The following is a 17,001-nucleotide window of genomic DNA, read 5'->3' on the forward strand; positions in this document are numbered from 1 at the left end:
GATGACGGCCGGGAAGGCCGGGCGCGCCCCCGCGACGCCCGGCCCCCTGGGTCAGCGCCGGTCGTGCTCCAGCGCGTCCTCGGCGATGACCGACTCGGTCGGCAGCCCGGGGACCTCCCCGGCCGCCTGCTCGGCGTCCGCACGCTCGTGCGACGGGCCGGGCTGCGCGGCCTCGGCGTCGGCCGCCTCCAGGTCGCGGTGGATCGTCGACAGCAGCACCGCGCCGGCGAGGGCGACGACGGCGGCGATCAGGAACGGCAGGGACGCGCCGAACGCCCCGGCCAGCAGCCCGGCCACGAACGGCGCGAGGCCGCCGCCGATGAAGCGGACGAAGCCGTAGGTGGCCGACGCGGTCGGCCGCGGCACCGGCGAGATCGACATGACCGCCGTCGTCACCAGGGTGTTGTTCAGCCCGACCACGATCCCGGACAGGATCACCGCGACGATCACGACGGCCGGCGTGGTGTCGAACAGGCCGATCGCGGCGAGCAGCACGGCGATCCCGATCAGGGCGCCGTAGAGGGTGCGGGCGGTACCGAAGCGCTCCTTGAGCCACGGCGCCCCGAACACCGCGAAGATCGCGACGAGCAGCCCCCAGCCGAAGAAGACCCCACCCAGGGCGATCGGATCCAGGTCGCCCATCAGGAACGGGGCGTAGCCGAGCATCGTGAAGAAGCCCCAGTTGTAGAGCAGGCCGACGCCCCCGGTCGTGGCCAGCGCACGGTGGCGCAGCGCGGTGATCGGCTCCGACAGCTTCGCCTTGTGCGGCGACGGTGGTGTCGGCTCGAGCAGCACGACGGTGGCCACCAGGGCGATCAGCATGAGCACCGAGACGCCGAAGAACGGCCCGCGCCAGGACACCGTGCCGAGCAGGCCACCGACCAGCGGGCCGGCCGCGATGCCCAGGCCGAGCGCCGTCTCGTAGAGCACGATCGCCCCGGCGAACCCGCCGGAGGCCGACCCGACGATCACCGCCAGGGAGGTCGCGATGAACAACGCGTTGCCCAGGCCCCAGCCGGCGCGGAACCCGACGATCCCCCAGATCCCCGAGGACGCCCCGGCCAGCGCGGCGAACGCGACGATGAGCACCAGCCCGGTGATCAGCGTCTTCTTCGGCCCGATCCGCGAGGACACCCAGCCGGTGACCAGCATCGCGATCGCGGTGACCACCAGGTAGCTGGTGAACAGCAGCTCGACCTCGGCGTGGCTCGCGTCGAGCTGGCCGGACAACGACGGCAGGATCGGGTCGACCAGGCCGATCCCCATGAAGGAGATGACACACGCGAACGCCACCGCCCAGACCGCCTTGGGCTGGCGGAACGGGCTCGGCGCAGGTGCGGCACCGGAACTTCGGGACATGTCATCGCCTTTCCCCGGGCAGCACGCCCGGCGGGTCGCGGACGTTGCAGGCCGACCAAGATTGCAACACGCAACCCTAGTAGTAAGCAATGCGAACGACCGTGACGGTGGCCATGTCGTCGCCGCCCGGTGGACCCGCGGGCGTCAGCGGATGCGCAGCACCGGCTTGCCGGGCGCCCGGTCCGGGGCCTCGAGGTAGTCGTGCGCGGCGGCGACGTCGTCCAGCTCGAAGATCCGGTCGACCAGCGGCGTGAGCGTCCCGGCCGCGAGACCGGCCCGCACGAACGCCTCGGCGCGGGCCAGCACGTCCGGCTCGCCGGAGACCTCGCGGACGTGGAACCGGCGCAGCCAGACCGGCGCGTACCCGGCCGCCGGCAGCGGCGTCGGCTGCCCGGACAGCCCGCCGTGGACGATCACGGCGCCGCCCGGGGCACACGCGCGGACCAGGCGCTCCACCCCGGGCCCGCCCTCGGCGTCGAGCACCAGGTCGGCCCCGCCACCGAGCGCCGCGCGCAGGTCGTCGGACCCGGGCACACCGGTCAGCACCTGCGTCGCACCCGCCTCCCGCAGCGCGGTCGCGTGCCGGTCGTCGGCGACCACGGCGACCGCCCGCACCCCGAGGTGGCGCGCGACCTGCAGCGCGGCCGCGCCGATGCTGTTCGCCGCCGCGGTCACGACGAGCCGGTCGCCCTCGCGCAGCCGGGCGGCGTGCCGGGTCATGCCCCACACGGTGAGCAGCGGCATCCAGAGCGCGGCCGCGCCCGTGTCGTCCAGACCGGGTGGCCGCGGCAGCAGGGCGCGGGCCGGGACGACGGCCTGCTCGGCGTAGACCGGGTGCTCGTTCGGCGACGACGCCGGGATCACGCAGACCTCGTCACCGGGCTGCCAGCCGTCGACGCCCGGGCCGGTGTCGAGCACCGTGCCCGAGCACTCCGTGCCCAGGCCCGCCGGCAGCACCGGGTCCACCAGGTAGGTCCCGCGCCGGAAGTTGACCTCGGACCGGTTGAGGCCGACCGCGTGCACCCGGATCCGGACCTCGCCCGGGCCCGGGTCGCGCACCTCGACGTCCTCGATCCGCAGGACCTCCGGTCCCCCGGTCTCGTGGAACCGGACCGCACGCACCGTCGACCTCGTCGTCACGGCGACCAGGCTATAGACGACCAGGCGATATAGGCCTCCCCCGGCATCAGCCGCCGTCGACGCGCGCTCGCCACAGAGCGTCCTGCGCGCCCGCCCTGCCCCACAGCAACTCGAGACCGTCCCGGCCGAGGTCGTCGAGCGGGACGTGGAACGTCTCGCGGAGCAGGCGCGCGAACTCATCCGGGGTGCCCACCGTTCGCACGCACGGATCCGCAGCGCCGAGCCGGCGAACGGTGCGGGACAGGAGCAGGGCGGTGTGGTCGACGAGCGGACGCCCGACGATCAGCGTCGTGACGTACGGCGACTCCGGCGATGTGGACAGCCGGTCGGAGTGGTCGGCGAAGTCCCCGATCTCGCGGGCCTCGAGGCGGAAGTCGTAGGACGAGATGGTCCCGCCCGGGTGGTGGTGGAAGCGCCACGTGTCCCGGTCCAGCCGCTCCAATCGGTAGACGAGTCCGTCCTGTTCGTAGCGACCCTCGCGCAGGGGCAGCGGGTCCAGGAAACCGTCACCGATGCCGGCGTCCGCGATCCACCGCTCGTCACCGACGGTGACGAGCAGGACGACATGGTTCCCCCACCGCGCCTCGCCGTGCGTCTCCCGCAGGACGGCTCCCTCGAGCACGGTCACGGGGAAGCCGGCAGCGCGGAGCAGCATGCACAGGACGGCGTTCTGCTCGTAGCAGTAGCCACCACGCCCACGCCGGATGAGCTTGTCGTAGAGGGACTCGTCGTCGAGCCGGATCGGACGGCCGAGCTGGATGTCGAGGTTCTCGTACGGAACCGCCCGGCGCCACGCGCGATGCAGGGCGGTGAGCGTGTCCGAATCCTGCGTCACGGCACCGCTATGGCCGATCCTTTCGAGCATCGCGTCGAGCATCCGCTGCCTCCGTACCGAGAGAACACCCTCCGGTTCACCGAACTATACGATAGGCATTCCTCCGGTTACCGTGAAGACGTGGAGGATGCGGATACCGGCACACGCCGTCCGATGCGGGCCGACGCCAGACTGAACCGCGACCGCATCGTGACCGTCGCACGCCGGCTCGTCGCCGAGCGAGGGCCGGACGTCACCACCGAGGAGATCGCCCGCCGGGCCGACGTCGGCGTCGCCACGGTCTACCGTCACTTCCCCGATCGCCCGGCGTTGATCCGCGAGGTGGCGCTCGGCGGCCTCCGGCAGGTGGTCACGATCGCCCGGGCCGCGGAGGACGAGGAGCCGGATGCCTGGAACGCGCTGTCGCGATTCGTCCTCCGGTCCGCCACGGAGCTGCGCGTGGCGACCTGGCTCTCCCTCTGGTTCGCCGGCACCTGGGCGGACCTTCGGGCGGACCCCGAGACCCGGCGGCTCCGACGGATCCTGATGACGGTTCTGGACCGGATCGTCCGGCGGGCCCAGGCGGAGGGTCACGTGCGCGCCGACATCGGCTCGGCCGACGTCGCCGTGATGCTCGCCGCGCTGTTGCGGCCGGTTCCGGGGCTGCCGATCGACCGGCCCCACGACGGTGGGGACCGGACCCTCCACCTCATGCTCGACGGCCTGCGCGCGGCACCCCACAACTCCCGGCTGCCGGACGGCGGGTCGACCGTCGCGGAACTGCTCGACCCCGTCGAGCGTTGAGCCGCGCCGGGATCAGACCTCGTTGCTGATCTCGATCAGGTTCCCGTCGGGGTCGCGCAGGTAGACACTGCGCAGCCGGCCCCGCGCGCCGGTCCGCTCGACGTCGGCGACGGTCAGCACGAGGTGATCCAGGTGATCGATGCGCACGCCGCCGATCCTCGCAGCATGCCGGGCCCGGTGCGGGGTATCCGCCCGCCGGAAGCACACCCGAGGAGAGGACCGACCGTGCCCGCCGAGACCCGCAACGGCCCGACCCTGCACCCGATGACCGAGGAGCTCGCCGGCGGCGCACACTTCGCCTCCGTGTCGACGCTGCTGCCGAGCGGTGCCATCCAGAACCAGACGGTGTGGGTGACCGCCGAGGACGGCCGGATCGGGGTGAACACCGAGACCCACCGCGTCAAGACGCACAACGTCGAGCGCGACCCCCGCATCACGGTGCTGATCCGCGACGAGCACGACCCGTACCGCTACGCCGAGGTCCGGGGCCGGGTCACCGGCACCACCACCGGCGACCGGGCCCGGACCCAGGTCGACGAGCTGTCCCGCAAGTACACGGGGCACGACTACCCGCCCGAGAACATCAAGTCCGAGCGGATCATCCTGTGGGTGACACCGGAGCGGCAGACCGTGATCGACCAGAACCACGGCGTGGCCGACTGACACCCACACCGGTCGACACGCGGGGCCGGGTTGCTCGAACACACGTTCCGACCTCACCCTTGTACCAGGCACAGTCGAGGGAGGACGAGGACACGTGGACGACGATCTGGCGGCCGGTGGTTCCGCCGGCACCAGCGGTACCAGCACCGACGCGCCGGGGACGGCCCCTGCGGAGCCCGACGCCACCGCGGCGCCAGGCAGCGCCGCAGGAACGGACGGGCCCGCGGGAGTCGACGGTGCTCCGGGAACCGACGGCGCTCCCGGAACCGACAGCGCTCCAAAAACCGACAGCGCTCCCGGAACCGACGGCGATCCGGGAACCGACGGCACGGAGGCGGCGCCCAAGCGCAAGCGCGGGCGGCCGAAGGGGTCGACGGCCCGGACCACCCGGGTCGTGACGATGACGCTCACCGTCAGCGGCTCGGCCGACGGCGAGTGGCAGGCCGAGCTCAAGCAGGGCCGCACCTGGGTCGCGCGCGGGCTGCCGGTGACGGCGTCGGCGGTGTCGGCGGCCGCCGCCGCCCTGCACGAGGATCTGGCACGGCCGGTCGACGAGCTCATCGACAGCGCACGGGCGAGCAAGGCGGCGCGCGTCGCCGAGCTCGAGGCGGAGCTGGAGCAGGCGCGCAAGGACCTGGCCGAGCTGGAACAGTGACCGCCCGGTGACCCACCCGCCTGCTTCACCCCAGCAGCGGTCCGAGCCGGTCCGCATGGTCCCGTAGCAGCGCGACCAGGTCCGGATCCGGATCGGTGATCCTCCCGGCCGGCCCGGACAGGGCCAGCCCCGCGACCAGCCGGCGGTCGGCCGGGGACCGGACGGCCGCAGCCAGACACCCGCGGTCGGGCCGCAGGCCGCCGGTCTGCGCGGCCAGCCCGTCACGGGCCACGGCCGGCAGCAGCTCGGCCAGCTCGTCGGGGTCGGTGAGGGTCGCCCCGGTCACCGGCCGCAGGTCGCGGACGAGGGCCCGCCAGTCCGCCTGCTCGGCCAGCAACAACCGCCCGAGCGCGGACGCCTGCGGCAACCGGGCCAGCAGGTCGGGGTCGCTGGGCGGGTGGTCGGGATCGGGGTCGGCGAGGTGCAGCCGACCGCCGTCGAACACCGCCAGGTGCACGCCCCAGCGGACCATCCCGCGCAGGTGCTCGACCACGGCGCGGGCGGCCGTCGACGGCCGGGGCACGGCGACCGGTGAGAGCCGGGCGGCGCGGCGCCCCAGCGCGAACCCGCGCAGGTCCGGCAACCGGACCAGGTACTCGTCCCCCACCAGCAGGTTCAGCACCCGGTAGGTGGTCGCGGGCGGCAGCCGCAGCGCGGCCGAGATCTCCTTGGCCGTCACCCCCGGTCCGGCGGCGACGACCTCCTCCAGCACGGCCAGCGCCGTCCGGACCGCGCGCGGCTGGCGCCCGCTGATCGGCGGCCCGCCCGGGCCCGTCACGCGGCCCGGTCCCACACGTCCGAGGCGACCGTCTCGTCGTAGACGCCGAGATCACGCAGACCGCCGGGCCGCCGCAGCACCGCGAACCAGGCGGCGGCGGCCAGCAGCGCCGCGAGCAGCACGATCCCGGTGGTCGGGACCGTCACCACGAACCCGGCCAGGGCGGCGAGCAGTGCTGGCACCGCCACCACCGCGGTCAGCACCGCCGCCGGGGTGAGTTCCCCGATCCGGCGCAGGAACAACGGCGCCGCCAGGCAGACCAGGACGTAGGTGATCAGGAACCCGATCGTCGCGCCGGCGAGCAGCGCGACCAGCACCGCACCCGTCGGGACGCCGGCCAGGACCGGCACGACGACCGCCGCCGTCGCCGCCGGGACACCGGCCACGGCCGCGACGTGCGGGGTCCGGAACCGCCGGTGCGTGCGGCCCAGCGCCGCCGGGACCGCGCCGTCGCGGGCCAGCGAGAACAGCACCCGCGACAGCGCCGTCGCCGTCGCCACCGCGCAGGCCAGGAAGGACAGCACCAGGGCGGCGTCGAGCACCGGTGGGATCCACCACCAGCCGCGGGCGGTGGCGAGCACCTGGACCGGCTGGGGCTGCGCGGCGAGCCCGCCCGGAACCCCGGCGAACCCGTTGACCTGCACTCCGGCGGCGAACACGTAGAGCACGCCGGTGATGCCCGCGGTCGCGAGCACCGCCCGGGGCACCGAACGGAACGGACGCCGCGCCTCGGCGCCCAGCGATGTCGCCACCTCGAAGCCGATGAACGCCGCGAGCGCGGGCAGCACCCCGGCGACCAGCCCGCCCGCCCCCGGCGACGGCGAGGCGGGCGCGGGCGCCCCGGCGAGCGGGCCGCCGGCCAGCAGCAGCACGAACACGCCGACCAGCACCGCGACGGCAACCGCTTCGACCAGCAGCACCACCCGTGCCGCGAGCCGCACCCCGCGCACCACCAGCGCGGTCACCAGGACGCCGCCGACGAGCGCGGCACCGGCCGGGAACCAGGAGCCGCCCGCCCCGAACGGCGCGAGCAGTGCCCCCAGGTACAACGCGGCGCCGGCGAGCGCGGCCCCGCACAGCAACAGGTAGCCAGCCACCCCAGCGATGCCGCCGGCGAACGCCGCCGCCGACCCGAGCCCCTGCGCGGTCAGCGTGTAGAGCCCGCCCGGGGCGGCCATCCGCGTGGTGAACCGGCCGATGCTCGCGGCGACCAGCACCGCAAGGACGGTGGCCGCGACGAACGCCCACACGGTGTACGGCCCGGCCGTCCCGGCGACGATGACGGGGGTCGCCGCCATCGCCGCCGACGGGGCCGAGCCGGCGATCGACTGGGCGACGACGTCGGCCGGCCCGAGCCGGCGCCGGACCAGCCCGTGCACCGGCGAACGATCGCGCAGCCCACCCACACCCACACCTCCGTCCCGGTCAGGCGATGATCGTCGGACCGGCACACTATCGCTCGATGACGACGCCGTGACCAGCGTCGATGGGTCGAATGAGAAAACTCGGCCGACGGTTCCCACGCCGCGGGAACGGTCGGTACGGTGATTCGCACCACTCGGGACCGGTCGTTGTGCGCGGCGCACGGCAGGAGTGACGGTGCCCGCCGTCCACACCGCCACTCGCCGGAGGAGGCGCCGATGAGCGCACCACCGTCCGACCCGCAGGTCCCCGCCCCGACCGGTTCCGCCCGGGCTCCCGGGCACCGGCTGCGGGGCTCGCTCGGCGCAGGCTCGATCGTGTTCATGGTGGTGGCCGCCGCGGCGCCGCTGACCGTGGTCGCCGGCACCGTCCCGCTCGGTCTCTCGGCGGGCAACGGGGCCGCCTTCCCGGCCACGTTCGCACTCTGCGCGGTGGTGCTGCTGCTGTTCGCGGTCGGGTTCTGCGCGATGTCCCGGCACGTCCCCGAGGCCGGGGCGTTCTACTCCTACATCGCCCGCGGGCTCGGCGCCGCGCCCGGGCTCGGGTCGGCGTTCCTCGCGCTCGTCACCTACACCGCGGTGCAGGCCGCGGTGTACGGCTACCTCGGCGCCACCCTCGACGCCGTCGTCCAGCACTACGGCGGGCCCGCCGTGCCCTGGTACCTCTACGCGGCCGCGGCACTGGTCGTCGCCGGGGTGCTCGGCTTCCGGCACATCGAGCTGTCCGGCAAGGTGCTGGGCGTCCTGCTGGTCGCCGAGGTCGCGATCGTGCTGGTGTTCGACGCCGTCGTCGCCGTCACCGGCGGGCTCGGCCCCGGCCGGTCCACGGCGCTGCTGGTGCCCTCGGAGATCCTCTCCGGCTCGCTCGGCATCGCGATCATGTTCGCGATCGCGTCGTTCATCGGGTTCGAGGCGACCGCGGTGTTCCGCGACGAGGCCCGCGACCCCGAGCGCACCGTCCCGCGCGCCACCTACCTCGCACTGGTGCTGATCGGCGCGTTCTACACGGTCTCGGCGTGGGCGGTGGTCTCCGCCTGGGGCGACGCCGACGCCGTCGCACGGGCCGGCGAGGACCCCGGCAACATGATCGTCTCGACGATCACCGCCGTGCTCGGCCCCGTCGGCGGGGACGTGGCCCAGGTCCTGCTGGTGACCAGCCTGTTCGCCGCGCTCCTGTCGTTCCACAACGTGCTGGCGCGCTACCTGTTCGCGCTCGGCAACGCCGGGACGATGCCCGGGGCGTTCGGCCGCAGCCACCCCCGGCACGCCTCGCCGCACGCGGCGTCGCTCGCCCAGTCGGGGACGGCGCTGCTGCTGATCGTGGTCTTCGCCGTGACCGGGATGGACCCGGTGACCCAGGTGTTCGCCTGGATGGCCGGCACCGCGACCCTCGGCGTACTGACCCTGATGGCGCTGACCTGCCTGGCCGTGCTCGTGTTCTTCGCCCGGTCCCGCGCCGACCGCAGGCTCTGGCACACCCGGCTCGCCCCGGCACTCGGCCTGGCCGGGCTGCTGACCTGCCTCGCGCTGACCGTCGCGAACTTCCCGACCTTGATCGGCGGCTCGCCCGCGCTGGCGACCGCGATCGGCGCCGTCCTCGTCGTCGCGTTCGCCGGGGGTGCCCTGTGGTCCCGGCGCGTGCCGCACCCCGTTCCCGTCCAGGTCTCAACCCGACACACCGTCGACACCACGGAGGATCGATGACCGCCGTCCAGGAGCCCCGCACCCACGCCGGGCACCCGCTGACCATGACCACCGAGGCCGAGGTCACCGCGGTCCGGGAGGTACTCGCCGCGGCCGGGATGCTCGGCGAGCACGTCCGGTACGCCTTCTTCGCGCCGGAGGAACCCGCCAAGGCCGACGTCCTGGCGTTCGACGGCGGGGAGCCCGAGCGCCGCTTCCGGGCCGTCCTGCTGGACCTGTCGTCCGGCCGGTCCTGGGACACCGTCGTGTCCGCGACCGCGCGCGAGCTGGTGTCCTGCCGGGAGCTGGAGCCCGAGCACGACGGCCAGCCGCCGATCATCGACTCGGAGTTCGAGTTCATCGAGGACGTGCTCAACGGCTCTCCCGACTGGCTGGCCGCGCTGGAGAAGCGCGGGATCGAGCCGGCGTCGGTGCGGGCGGTCCCGCTCTCGGCCGGGGTCTACGACTACCCGGAGGAGAAGGGTCGCCGGATCGCCCGCGCGTTCGGGTTCCGGCAGGACTTCGAGGCCGACCACCCGTGGGCGCACCCGATCGACGGGCTGGTCGCCTACATCGACCTCACCGCCCGCAGCGTCGACCGGGTGGTCGACTCCGGCGTCGTCGACGTGCCGCAGGCCGGTGGCAACTTCGACGACCCGTCCGTGCAGGGCGAGCACATGACCTCGCTGAAGCCGATCGAGATCACCCAGCCCGAGGGGCGCTCGTTCACCGTGACCGACGGTCGCGTCCGCTGGGGCAAGTGGGACCTGCGGATCGGGTTCAACGAGCGCGAGGGCCTGACGCTGCACCAGATCGCCTTCGACGAGCGGCCCGTCTGCTACCGGGCCTCGGTCGCCGAGATGGTGGTGCCCTACGCCGATCCGGCGCCGGTGCGCTTCTGGCAGAACTACTTCGACTGCGGCGAGTACATGTTCGCCCGCTACGCCGACTCGCTGCAGCTGGGTTGCGACTGCCTGGGCGACATCCACTACGTGGACGCCACCATCGCCGACGACTTCGGCAACCCGAAGACCATCGGCAACGCGATCTGCATGCACGAGGAGGACTACGGCGTCCTCTGGAAGCACTCCGACATCTTCACCGGGTCCCGCGAGGTGCGCCGCCAGCGCCGGCTGGTGATCTCGTTCTTCACCCCGATCGGCAACTACGACTACGGCTTCTACTGGTACCTCTACCTCGACGGCACGATCGAGCTGGAGTGCAAGGCGACCGGCATCGTGTTCACCTCCGGCACGCCGGGCGAGTACGCCACCGAGATCGCGCCCGGCCTCGGCGCGCCGTACCACCAGCACCTGTTCTCGGCGCGGCTGGACATGACCGTCGACGGCCTGACCAACGCCGTCGAGGAGGTGGAGGCGGCGCGCGTCCCGATGGGCGAGGCCAACCCCTACGGCAACGCCTTCGCCCGCCGCTCGACCCGGCTGACCCGCGAGTCCGAGGCGCAGCGCGACGCCGCGCCGGGCACCGGGCGGGTCTGGCACGTGGTCAACCCCGAGAAGCGCAACGCGCTCGGGCAACCGGTCGGGTACGTGCTGCACCCGCTGGGGCAGCCGACCCTGCTCGCCGACGAGGCGTCGTCGATCCACGCGCGGGCGACGTTCGCGTCGAAGGCGTTGTGGGTGACCCGCTACGACCCGGCCGAGCGCTACTCGGCGGGCGACTTCGTCAACCAGAACCCGGGCGGGGCCGGGCTGCCGTCCTACGTGGCGGCCGACCGCGACATCGACGGCGAGGACGTCGTGCTGTGGCACACGTTCGGGCTGACGCACTTCCCGCGTCCGGAGGACTGGCCGGTCATGCCGGTCGATTACACGGGTTTCACGCTGAAGCCGGCCGGGTTCTTCGACCGGAACCCGGCGCTCGACGTGCCGCCGACGACGGCGAAGCACTGCCACTGATCCCGACCGCCTCCCCCGCCCGGGCCGCGCCCGCACCCGGGCGGGGGATGCACGCCCCGGAGCGGGCAACGTCCGGACCCCGCACGTTGCCGGGTCCCGGCAACCGACATGGATTCTGCCGCGTCCCGTGGTAGGTCTCGTGTCAGGGATTCCGTACGAGCCTCGTTGGCAGGCCTCGTACCAGAAAGTTGACGTACGAGGAGTGCGCCGTGACCGTGGACACCAACAGGATCTGGCTGACCGAGAGCCGCTACGCCGAGCTGAGCGCGGAGCTGCGCGACCTGCTCCAGCAGCGGGCGGTGAGCGGCGCCGCGGACGTGCCGGACGACCTGCCGGACACCACGGCGCAGCGCGACCGCGAGCAGCGCATCCGGCGGCTGCAGGAGCTGCTCAGCGACCCGGTCGTCGGCGAGACCCCGCCGGACGACGGCGTCGTCGAGCCCGGCATGGAGGTGACGGTCCGCTACGACGACGGCGAGGTCGAGACCTTCCTGCTCGCCCACGACGAGGACCGGGCGCGGGTGTCCATGGCCTGCTCCCCCGACTCCCCGCTCGGGCGCGCGCTGCTCGGTTCCCGTCAGGGCGACCACGTCACCTACCAGCTGCCCCACGGCGGCGAGGCCGGCTGCACGCTGGTGCGGGTGGTGCCGTACGCGACATGATCTGATCTGCCGGGGCCCGGCAACCACGGGAGGCAGGACCGGGGGCGCTCGCGCGCGCCCGGTTGCGGGTGCCGACGCCCCGGCAGAGGATCGCGCGGTGGCCGTCGTGCCCCGACGCGAGCGCGGAACCACGGCACGGAGGGGCAGTGCAGGAGGCAGTGCCGGTGGAGTCCCGCAGCGAACGGCGCGAGCACGCGTCCGTGCCGGACGCGTGGCTGCGTCGCGTGGCCGAGGAGGCCGGGCGCGGTGCGGGCGGCGTCCCGCCCGAGCTGCTGGGTGACTTCCTCCGGGTGCTGGTCGACGCCGCGACCACCGGGCGGCGCCCGGACCGGTCCGAACTGGACGCGGTCGGGCGCAACGGCCGCCGCGCCGCGGAGCTCGGCGTGTCCGCGGGCAACGCCGTGCAGCTGTATCTGTCCGCCGCGTGGCGGCTGTGGCGGGAGCTGCCCGCGACCGCCCGCTTCCCCGACGCGGCCGGTACCGCCACCGCCGCCGAGGCCGTCCTGCGCACTGTCGACCTCGCGGTCGCGGGCGTGGCCGACGGCTACACCGCGGCCCGGCGCGACATGGTCCGCAACGAGGAGACGCTGCGCCGGGAGCTGATCGAGGACCTGCTGCGCGGCGACGGCGACGCCGGTGGGCTCGTCGCCCGGGCCGAGCCGTTCGGGATGGACCTGGGGCAGCCGCACCAGGTCGCGCTCGCCGCGCCCGCCGGCCGACCGGCCCGGGCCGACGCCGTACCCGGCGCGCTGGAGCGGGCGGTGGTGCAGGGCGTCGGCGACCGGGACGTGCTCGTCGCCACCAAGGACGGCCGGGTCGTGGTCATCGCCCCCGCCCCGGGTGTCGAGGGCCCCGGCCTGGGACCGCTGCTGCACGCCGAGCTCACCCGCTCCGGGCGGGGCCTGCCGTGGCGGGTCGCGGTGGGTCGCCCGCACCCCGGCTCCTACGGGATCGCCCGCTCCTACGAGGAGGCCCGCGAGACCCTGACCACGAGCGACCGGCTCAACCTGCGCACCGCCGTCCTGCGGGCCGAGGAGATGCTGGTCTACCGGGTGCTCCTGCGAGACCAGCCGGCGATCACCGACCTGGTGCAGACCGTCGCCGTGCCGCTCGCCCGGGCGCGCGGCGGCGCGGAACCGCTGCTCGAGACGCTCGAGACCTGGTTCGCGACCGGCTGCGTGGTCGCCGAGACCGCCCGCCGCCTGCACCTGTCGGTCCGCGCGGTCTCCTACCGGCTCGAACGCATCGCCGAGCTGACCGGCCACGACCCGACCGACCCGGAGCACCGCTTCACCCTGCAGGCCTCGGTGCTCGGTGCCCGCCTGCTCGGCTGGCCCGGCCGCGAGCTGCCCGGCGACGCCGGCTGACCGGCCGGCGCCCGCTCCGGTGCCGCGCCCCGTCCGTCGGCGCCCTGTCCGCCCGGCGCCCTGTCCGTCACTGCCCCGTTCGTCGCTGCCCTGTCCGCCCGGCGCCCCATCCGCCCGGCGCCCCTGGCCGACTCCCCCGTGCCCGGCACCGCACGTCCCGCGCCGCACAGGATCCGACGGCCCCGCACAGGACGGGACCTGTGCGGGGCGCGCACGACCCGTGCGGCGGGTCACGAACCCTGCGGCAGCCGTCCGGCGGACCCGGGCACCGGCGGGGGCTAGGGTCGGGTCGAACCAGCTCGACGATCTCTCTGGAGGAACCGTGGCCCTCGCCGCCGGCGACCGGATTCCCGACATCGCACTGAACACCCCGACCCCCGACGGCCCGAAGCCCGTCCAGACCGCCGAGGTGCTGGGCAGCGGGACCGTCGTGCTGTTCGGCGTCCCGGGGGCGTTCACCCCGGCCTGCTCGGACACCCACCTGCCCGGCTTCGTGCTGCGCGCCGAGGAGCTCAAGGCCAAGGGCGTCGACACCGTGGCCTGCACGTCCGTGAACGACGCGTTCGTGCTGAACGCCTGGGCCGACGCCCGCAACGTCGACGGCACCGTCACGATGCTGGCCGACGGCAGCGCCGACTTCGCCAAGGCCGCCGGCCTGGACATGGACGGCAGCAAGTTCGGTCTCGGCATCCGCTCGAAGCGCTACGCCGCGGTCATCAAGGACGGCGTCGTGCAGTGGATCGGCGTCGAGGACGTCCCCTCCACCGTCGAGGCCTCCAGCGTCGAGACGGTCCTGCAGCAGCTCTGAGGTCCGCGGGTCCGGAACGCTCGGACCTGCTGACACACCGGCACGCGGGCCTACACTGGCCCGCGTGCCGAAGCTCATCGGGGACTCCCTCGCCACGCACCGCGAGCAGGTGCGCGAGCGGGTGTTCACCGCGCTGCGCGAGCAGCTCTACCAGCGCGGCTTCGAGGCGGTGACCCTGTCCGGGGTCGCCGCGGCCGCCGGCGTCGGCCGGTCGGCGATGTACAACCACTTCCCGGACCGCCAGGCCCTGCTGGTCGCCTTCGTCGAGGACGAGGCCGCCCGCTACGTGGCCGACCTCGACGCCGCGCTGGCGGGCGCGTCCTGCCCACCGGACCGGCTCGCCGTCTTCGCCCGGCTGCAGCTGCACCGGCTCGCCGAGTTCCACCTCCCCCCGGGCCAGGCCCTCGCGGGCGCGCTCGACCCACAGGCGTACCGCCGGATCGCCGCGCACGCGGACCCGATCGGCGACCGGCTCGTCGCGATCCTGCGGGCCGGGGCGGCGGACGGCTCGATGGTCGACGAGGACCCCGCGGTGCTGGCGGCCCTGGTCTCGTCGGCGCTGTCCAGCCGCCGGATCGTCGACGTCGCTCCGGCCGAGCTCGACGCCACCGTGCGGACCGCGGTGCGTGCGGTGCTGCGCATGGTCACCCCCGCCGGCGGCTCCCCGGACGAGCGGACATCGACAACCGGGGCGGACTGAGGCTAGCCTTACCGCGATTCAGGCCTTACCATCCGGATCTGACACGGTGTCAGATCGGCGCCGTGACGCTCCGCCGCACGGGAGGGCCGATGGCCGCCGCAACGAGCTCGATCGGGACGCTGTCCGCCGAACTCCGCCAGGCCACCTGGGAGGTGCACGAGCGCGCGCACCAGTCCACCTACATGGCCGCGCTGCTCGACGGCGCGCTGCCGCTGAGCGCGTACACCCTGCTCGCCGAGCAGTACGGGGCCATCTACACCGCGCTCGAGGCCGCGTCCGACGCGATGGCCGACCACCCGGTCGCCGGGCCCTTCGTGATCGACGAGCTGCGCCGGCTGCCGGCCCTGCACGACGACCTGGACGCGCTGGGCAGCGGCGTCCCGCGGATCCTGCCCGCCACCGCCCGGTACGTGGAGCGGCTGCACACCTGCGCGAGCGACCCCGAGCGGTTCGTCGCCCACCACTACATCCGCTACCTGGGCGACCTGTCCGGCGGGCAGGCGATCGCGAAGCTGCTCACCCGCACCTACGGCCTGACCGGCGACGGCGTCCGCTTCTACGACTTCTCCGCGCTCGGCGCCCCGCCCCGGTTCCGCGCCCGTTACCGCGAGCTGCTCGACGCCGCCCCGTGGGACGCGCAGGCCCGCTCCCGGGTGGCCGCCGAGGCCGTCCTCGGGTTCGAGTTCAACATCGCGGTCCTCGCCGAGATGGCCGAGGAGGTCGGCCTGGAGCAGCCGCTCGCGTCGTGATTCCTAGACTGTCGGTGTGGCCAGCGGTATCGACCCGGACGATCTCGCGACCGCGCTGAGGGTTCTCGCGCAGGTCGACGAGCTGGAGCCCGAGCACCCGGACGCGGTCGCCGTCCGACGCGCGACGGCGCGGATCTGGAAGTCGGTGCGGCTGCGCCGGCGGGCCGACAAGCGCCGCCGGGAATCCGACGCCGACGCCGCGGTCACCGCGGCGACGGCGACCGGCGCGGCCGGCCGGATCGACGACGAGACGGCGGGCATCCCGCTGGTCTCCTCCGCTCCCGGTGCGACGGCGGGGGTGCTGCACAAGGCGCGCGGGTGCTACGTCTGCAAGGTCCGCTACACCCACGTCGACGCCTTCTACCACCAGCTCTGCCCGGACTGCGCGGCCACGCACCACGTCCACCGCGCCGCCCGGGCCGACCTGACCGGGCGGCGCGCACTGCTGACCGGTGGCCGCGCGAAGATCGGCATGTACATCGCGCTGCGGCTGCTGCGCGACGGCGCCCACCTCACGATCACCACCCGGTTCCCGCGCGATGCGGCCCGCCGGTTCGCCGCGCTCGACGACAGCCCCGACTGGCTGCACCAGCTGCGGGTGGTGGGGGTCGACCTGCGCGACCCGGCCCAGGTCGTCGCGCTCGCCGACGAGGTCGCCGCCGCGGGACCGCTCGACATCCTGATCAACAATGCCGCCCAGACGGTGCGCCGCTCCCCCGGCTCCTACTCGGCCCTGGAGTCCGCCGAGGTCGAACCCCTCCCGCCCGGTGAGCTGCCGGAGATCGTCTCGTTCACCAGTGCCGCCCGCGAACACCCGGTCCTGCTCGAGTCCGCACTGCCGGCCCGGGCGCGGCTGGATCCGGGCGGGGCGCCGGTGCCCGGCGGCCACGCGCTCGCCGCGCTGGCCACCACGGCCCGGTCGGCGTCGCCGGAGCGCATCGCCGCGGGCACCGCGGTCGACGCGGGCGGGCTGCTGCCCGACACCGCCGCCGTCAACAGCTGGGTCGACCACGTCGAGCACGTGGACCCGCTCGAGCTGCTCGAGGTACAGCTGTGCAACCAGACGGCGCCGTTCGTGCTGGTCTCGCGGTTGCGCCCGGCGCTGGCGGCGTCCGGCGCGCGCCGCAAGTACGTGGTGAACGTGTCCGCCATGGAGGGCGTGTTCGGCCGCGGCTACAAGGCGCCCGGGCATCCGCACACCAACATGGCGAAGGCCGCGCTGAACATGCTCACCCGCACCAGCGCCGCGGAGATGTTCGCGACCGACCGGATCCTGATGACCTCGGTCGACACCGGCTGGATCACCGACGAGCGTCCGCACCCGACGAAGCTGCGCCTGGCCGACGCCGGGTTCCACGCGCCGCTGGACCTCTCCGACGGCGCGGCCCGGGTGTACCACCCGGTCGTCGCGGGCGAGGCGGGCGAGGACCTGCACGGGGTGTTCCTGAAGGACTACCGGGTGTCGTCCTGGTAGCGGGG

The 17,001-nt window shown here is 74.2% G+C and carries 17 protein-coding genes; 11 read left to right on the forward strand and 6 right to left on the reverse strand.

Annotated elements, in window-relative coordinates:
* Window positions 1-51: 51 nt before the first annotated feature.
* The 3 genes from BM093_RS23525 to BM093_RS36740 form a co-directional block, all read right to left on the reverse strand.
* Window positions 52-1,359 (reverse strand): MFS transporter, encoded by a 1,308-nt coding sequence (locus tag BM093_RS23525; protein ID WP_093349417.1) that lies wholly within the window; start codon window positions 1,357-1,359, stop codon window positions 52-54.
* Window positions 1,360-1,503: 144 nt separating this feature from the next.
* Window positions 1,504-2,499 (reverse strand): zinc-dependent alcohol dehydrogenase family protein, encoded by a 996-nt coding sequence (locus BM093_RS23530; protein ID WP_218162897.1) that lies wholly within the window; start codon window positions 2,497-2,499, stop codon window positions 1,504-1,506.
* Window positions 2,500-2,545: 46 nt separating this feature from the next.
* Window positions 2,546-3,334: an arylamine N-acetyltransferase family protein gene (locus tag BM093_RS36740; protein WP_218162898.1), complete on the reverse strand. Its 789-nt coding sequence runs from the start codon at window positions 3,332-3,334 to the stop codon at window positions 2,546-2,548.
* Here BM093_RS36740 and BM093_RS23540 point away from each other — a divergent pair.
* Window positions 3,299-4,117 (forward strand): TetR/AcrR family transcriptional regulator, encoded by an 819-nt coding sequence (locus BM093_RS23540; protein WP_093349429.1) that lies wholly within the window; start codon window positions 3,299-3,301, stop codon window positions 4,115-4,117. The two genes, BM093_RS36740 and BM093_RS23540, sit on opposite strands and share 36 nt — an antisense overlap.
* Before the next feature lie 12 nt (window positions 4,118-4,129).
* On the opposite strand, the gene BM093_RS37980 is transcribed toward BM093_RS23540, so the two are convergent.
* The gene (locus BM093_RS37980; RefSeq protein WP_281248726.1) at window positions 4,130-4,264 is read right to left on the reverse strand and encodes a VOC family protein; all 135 of its coding nucleotides are present in this window, start codon (window positions 4,262-4,264) and stop codon (window positions 4,130-4,132) included.
* Between the two features lie 78 nt (window positions 4,265-4,342).
* Between BM093_RS37980 and BM093_RS23550 the strand changes: the two genes are divergently transcribed.
* Window positions 4,343-4,780, forward strand: coding sequence for a PPOX class F420-dependent oxidoreductase (locus BM093_RS23550; RefSeq protein ID WP_093349434.1), 438 nt, complete (start codon window positions 4,343-4,345; stop codon window positions 4,778-4,780).
* 94 nt (window positions 4,781-4,874) lie between these two features.
* A complete protein-coding gene (locus BM093_RS23555; RefSeq protein WP_093349439.1) occupies window positions 4,875-5,435 on the forward strand; it encodes a DUF6319 family protein in 561 nt (186 codons plus the stop codon).
* Window positions 5,436-5,460: 25 nt separating this feature from the next.
* Here the strand turns inward: BM093_RS23555 and BM093_RS23560 are convergent, their stop codons facing one another.
* Window positions 5,461-6,213, reverse strand: coding sequence for an IclR family transcriptional regulator (locus BM093_RS23560; protein WP_093349598.1), 753 nt, complete (start codon window positions 6,211-6,213; stop codon window positions 5,461-5,463).
* Complete coding sequence (locus BM093_RS23565) at window positions 6,210-7,619, reverse strand: APC family permease (protein ID WP_093349446.1); 1,410 nt, start codon at window positions 7,617-7,619, stop codon at window positions 6,210-6,212. The genes BM093_RS23560 and BM093_RS23565 overlap by 4 nt, the downstream gene beginning before the upstream one ends.
* Window positions 7,620-7,853: 234 nt before the next feature.
* On the opposite strand from BM093_RS23565, the gene BM093_RS23570 reads away from it, so the two are divergent.
* The 8 genes from BM093_RS23570 (at window position 7,854) to BM093_RS23605 (ending at window position 16,996) form a co-directional block, all read left to right on the forward strand.
* Window positions 7,854-9,338: an APC family permease gene (locus BM093_RS23570; RefSeq protein WP_093349451.1), complete on the forward strand. Its 1,485-nt coding sequence runs from the start codon at window positions 7,854-7,856 to the stop codon at window positions 9,336-9,338.
* Window positions 9,335-11,236: a primary-amine oxidase gene (locus BM093_RS23575; protein WP_093349454.1), complete on the forward strand. Its 1,902-nt coding sequence runs from the start codon at window positions 9,335-9,337 to the stop codon at window positions 11,234-11,236. The genes BM093_RS23570 and BM093_RS23575 overlap by 4 nt, the downstream gene beginning before the upstream one ends.
* A 209-nt stretch (window positions 11,237-11,445) precedes the next feature.
* The gene (locus tag BM093_RS23580; RefSeq protein ID WP_093349457.1) at window positions 11,446-11,898 is read left to right on the forward strand and encodes a GreA/GreB family elongation factor; all 453 of its coding nucleotides are present in this window, start codon (window positions 11,446-11,448) and stop codon (window positions 11,896-11,898) included.
* Between the two features lie 146 nt (window positions 11,899-12,044).
* Window positions 12,045-13,265 carry a PucR family transcriptional regulator gene (locus BM093_RS23585; protein ID WP_245773746.1) on the forward strand — a complete coding sequence of 407 codons (1,221 nt, stop codon included), beginning with the start codon at window positions 12,045-12,047 and terminating at the stop codon, window positions 13,263-13,265.
* Between the two features lie 322 nt (window positions 13,266-13,587).
* The gene (locus tag BM093_RS23590; protein ID WP_093349459.1) at window positions 13,588-14,073 is read left to right on the forward strand and encodes a peroxiredoxin; all 486 of its coding nucleotides are present in this window, start codon (window positions 13,588-13,590) and stop codon (window positions 14,071-14,073) included.
* A 64-nt stretch (window positions 14,074-14,137) separates the two neighbouring features.
* Window positions 14,138-14,773: a TetR/AcrR family transcriptional regulator gene (locus BM093_RS23595; RefSeq protein WP_093349462.1), complete on the forward strand. Its 636-nt coding sequence runs from the start codon at window positions 14,138-14,140 to the stop codon at window positions 14,771-14,773.
* 89 nt (window positions 14,774-14,862) lie between these two features.
* Window positions 14,863-15,522, forward strand: a complete 660-nt coding sequence (locus tag BM093_RS23600; protein ID WP_093349466.1) for a biliverdin-producing heme oxygenase — start codon at window positions 14,863-14,865, stop codon at window positions 15,520-15,522.
* A gap of 16 nt (window positions 15,523-15,538) precedes the next feature.
* Window positions 15,539-16,996: an SDR family NAD(P)-dependent oxidoreductase gene (locus BM093_RS23605; RefSeq protein WP_093349471.1), complete on the forward strand. Its 1,458-nt coding sequence runs from the start codon at window positions 15,539-15,541 to the stop codon at window positions 16,994-16,996.
* Window positions 16,997-17,001 lie beyond the last annotated feature (5 nt).

This window comes from Pseudonocardia ammonioxydans (assembly GCF_900115005.1).
Taxonomy (GTDB): domain Bacteria; phylum Actinomycetota; class Actinomycetes; order Mycobacteriales; family Pseudonocardiaceae; genus Pseudonocardia; species Pseudonocardia ammonioxydans.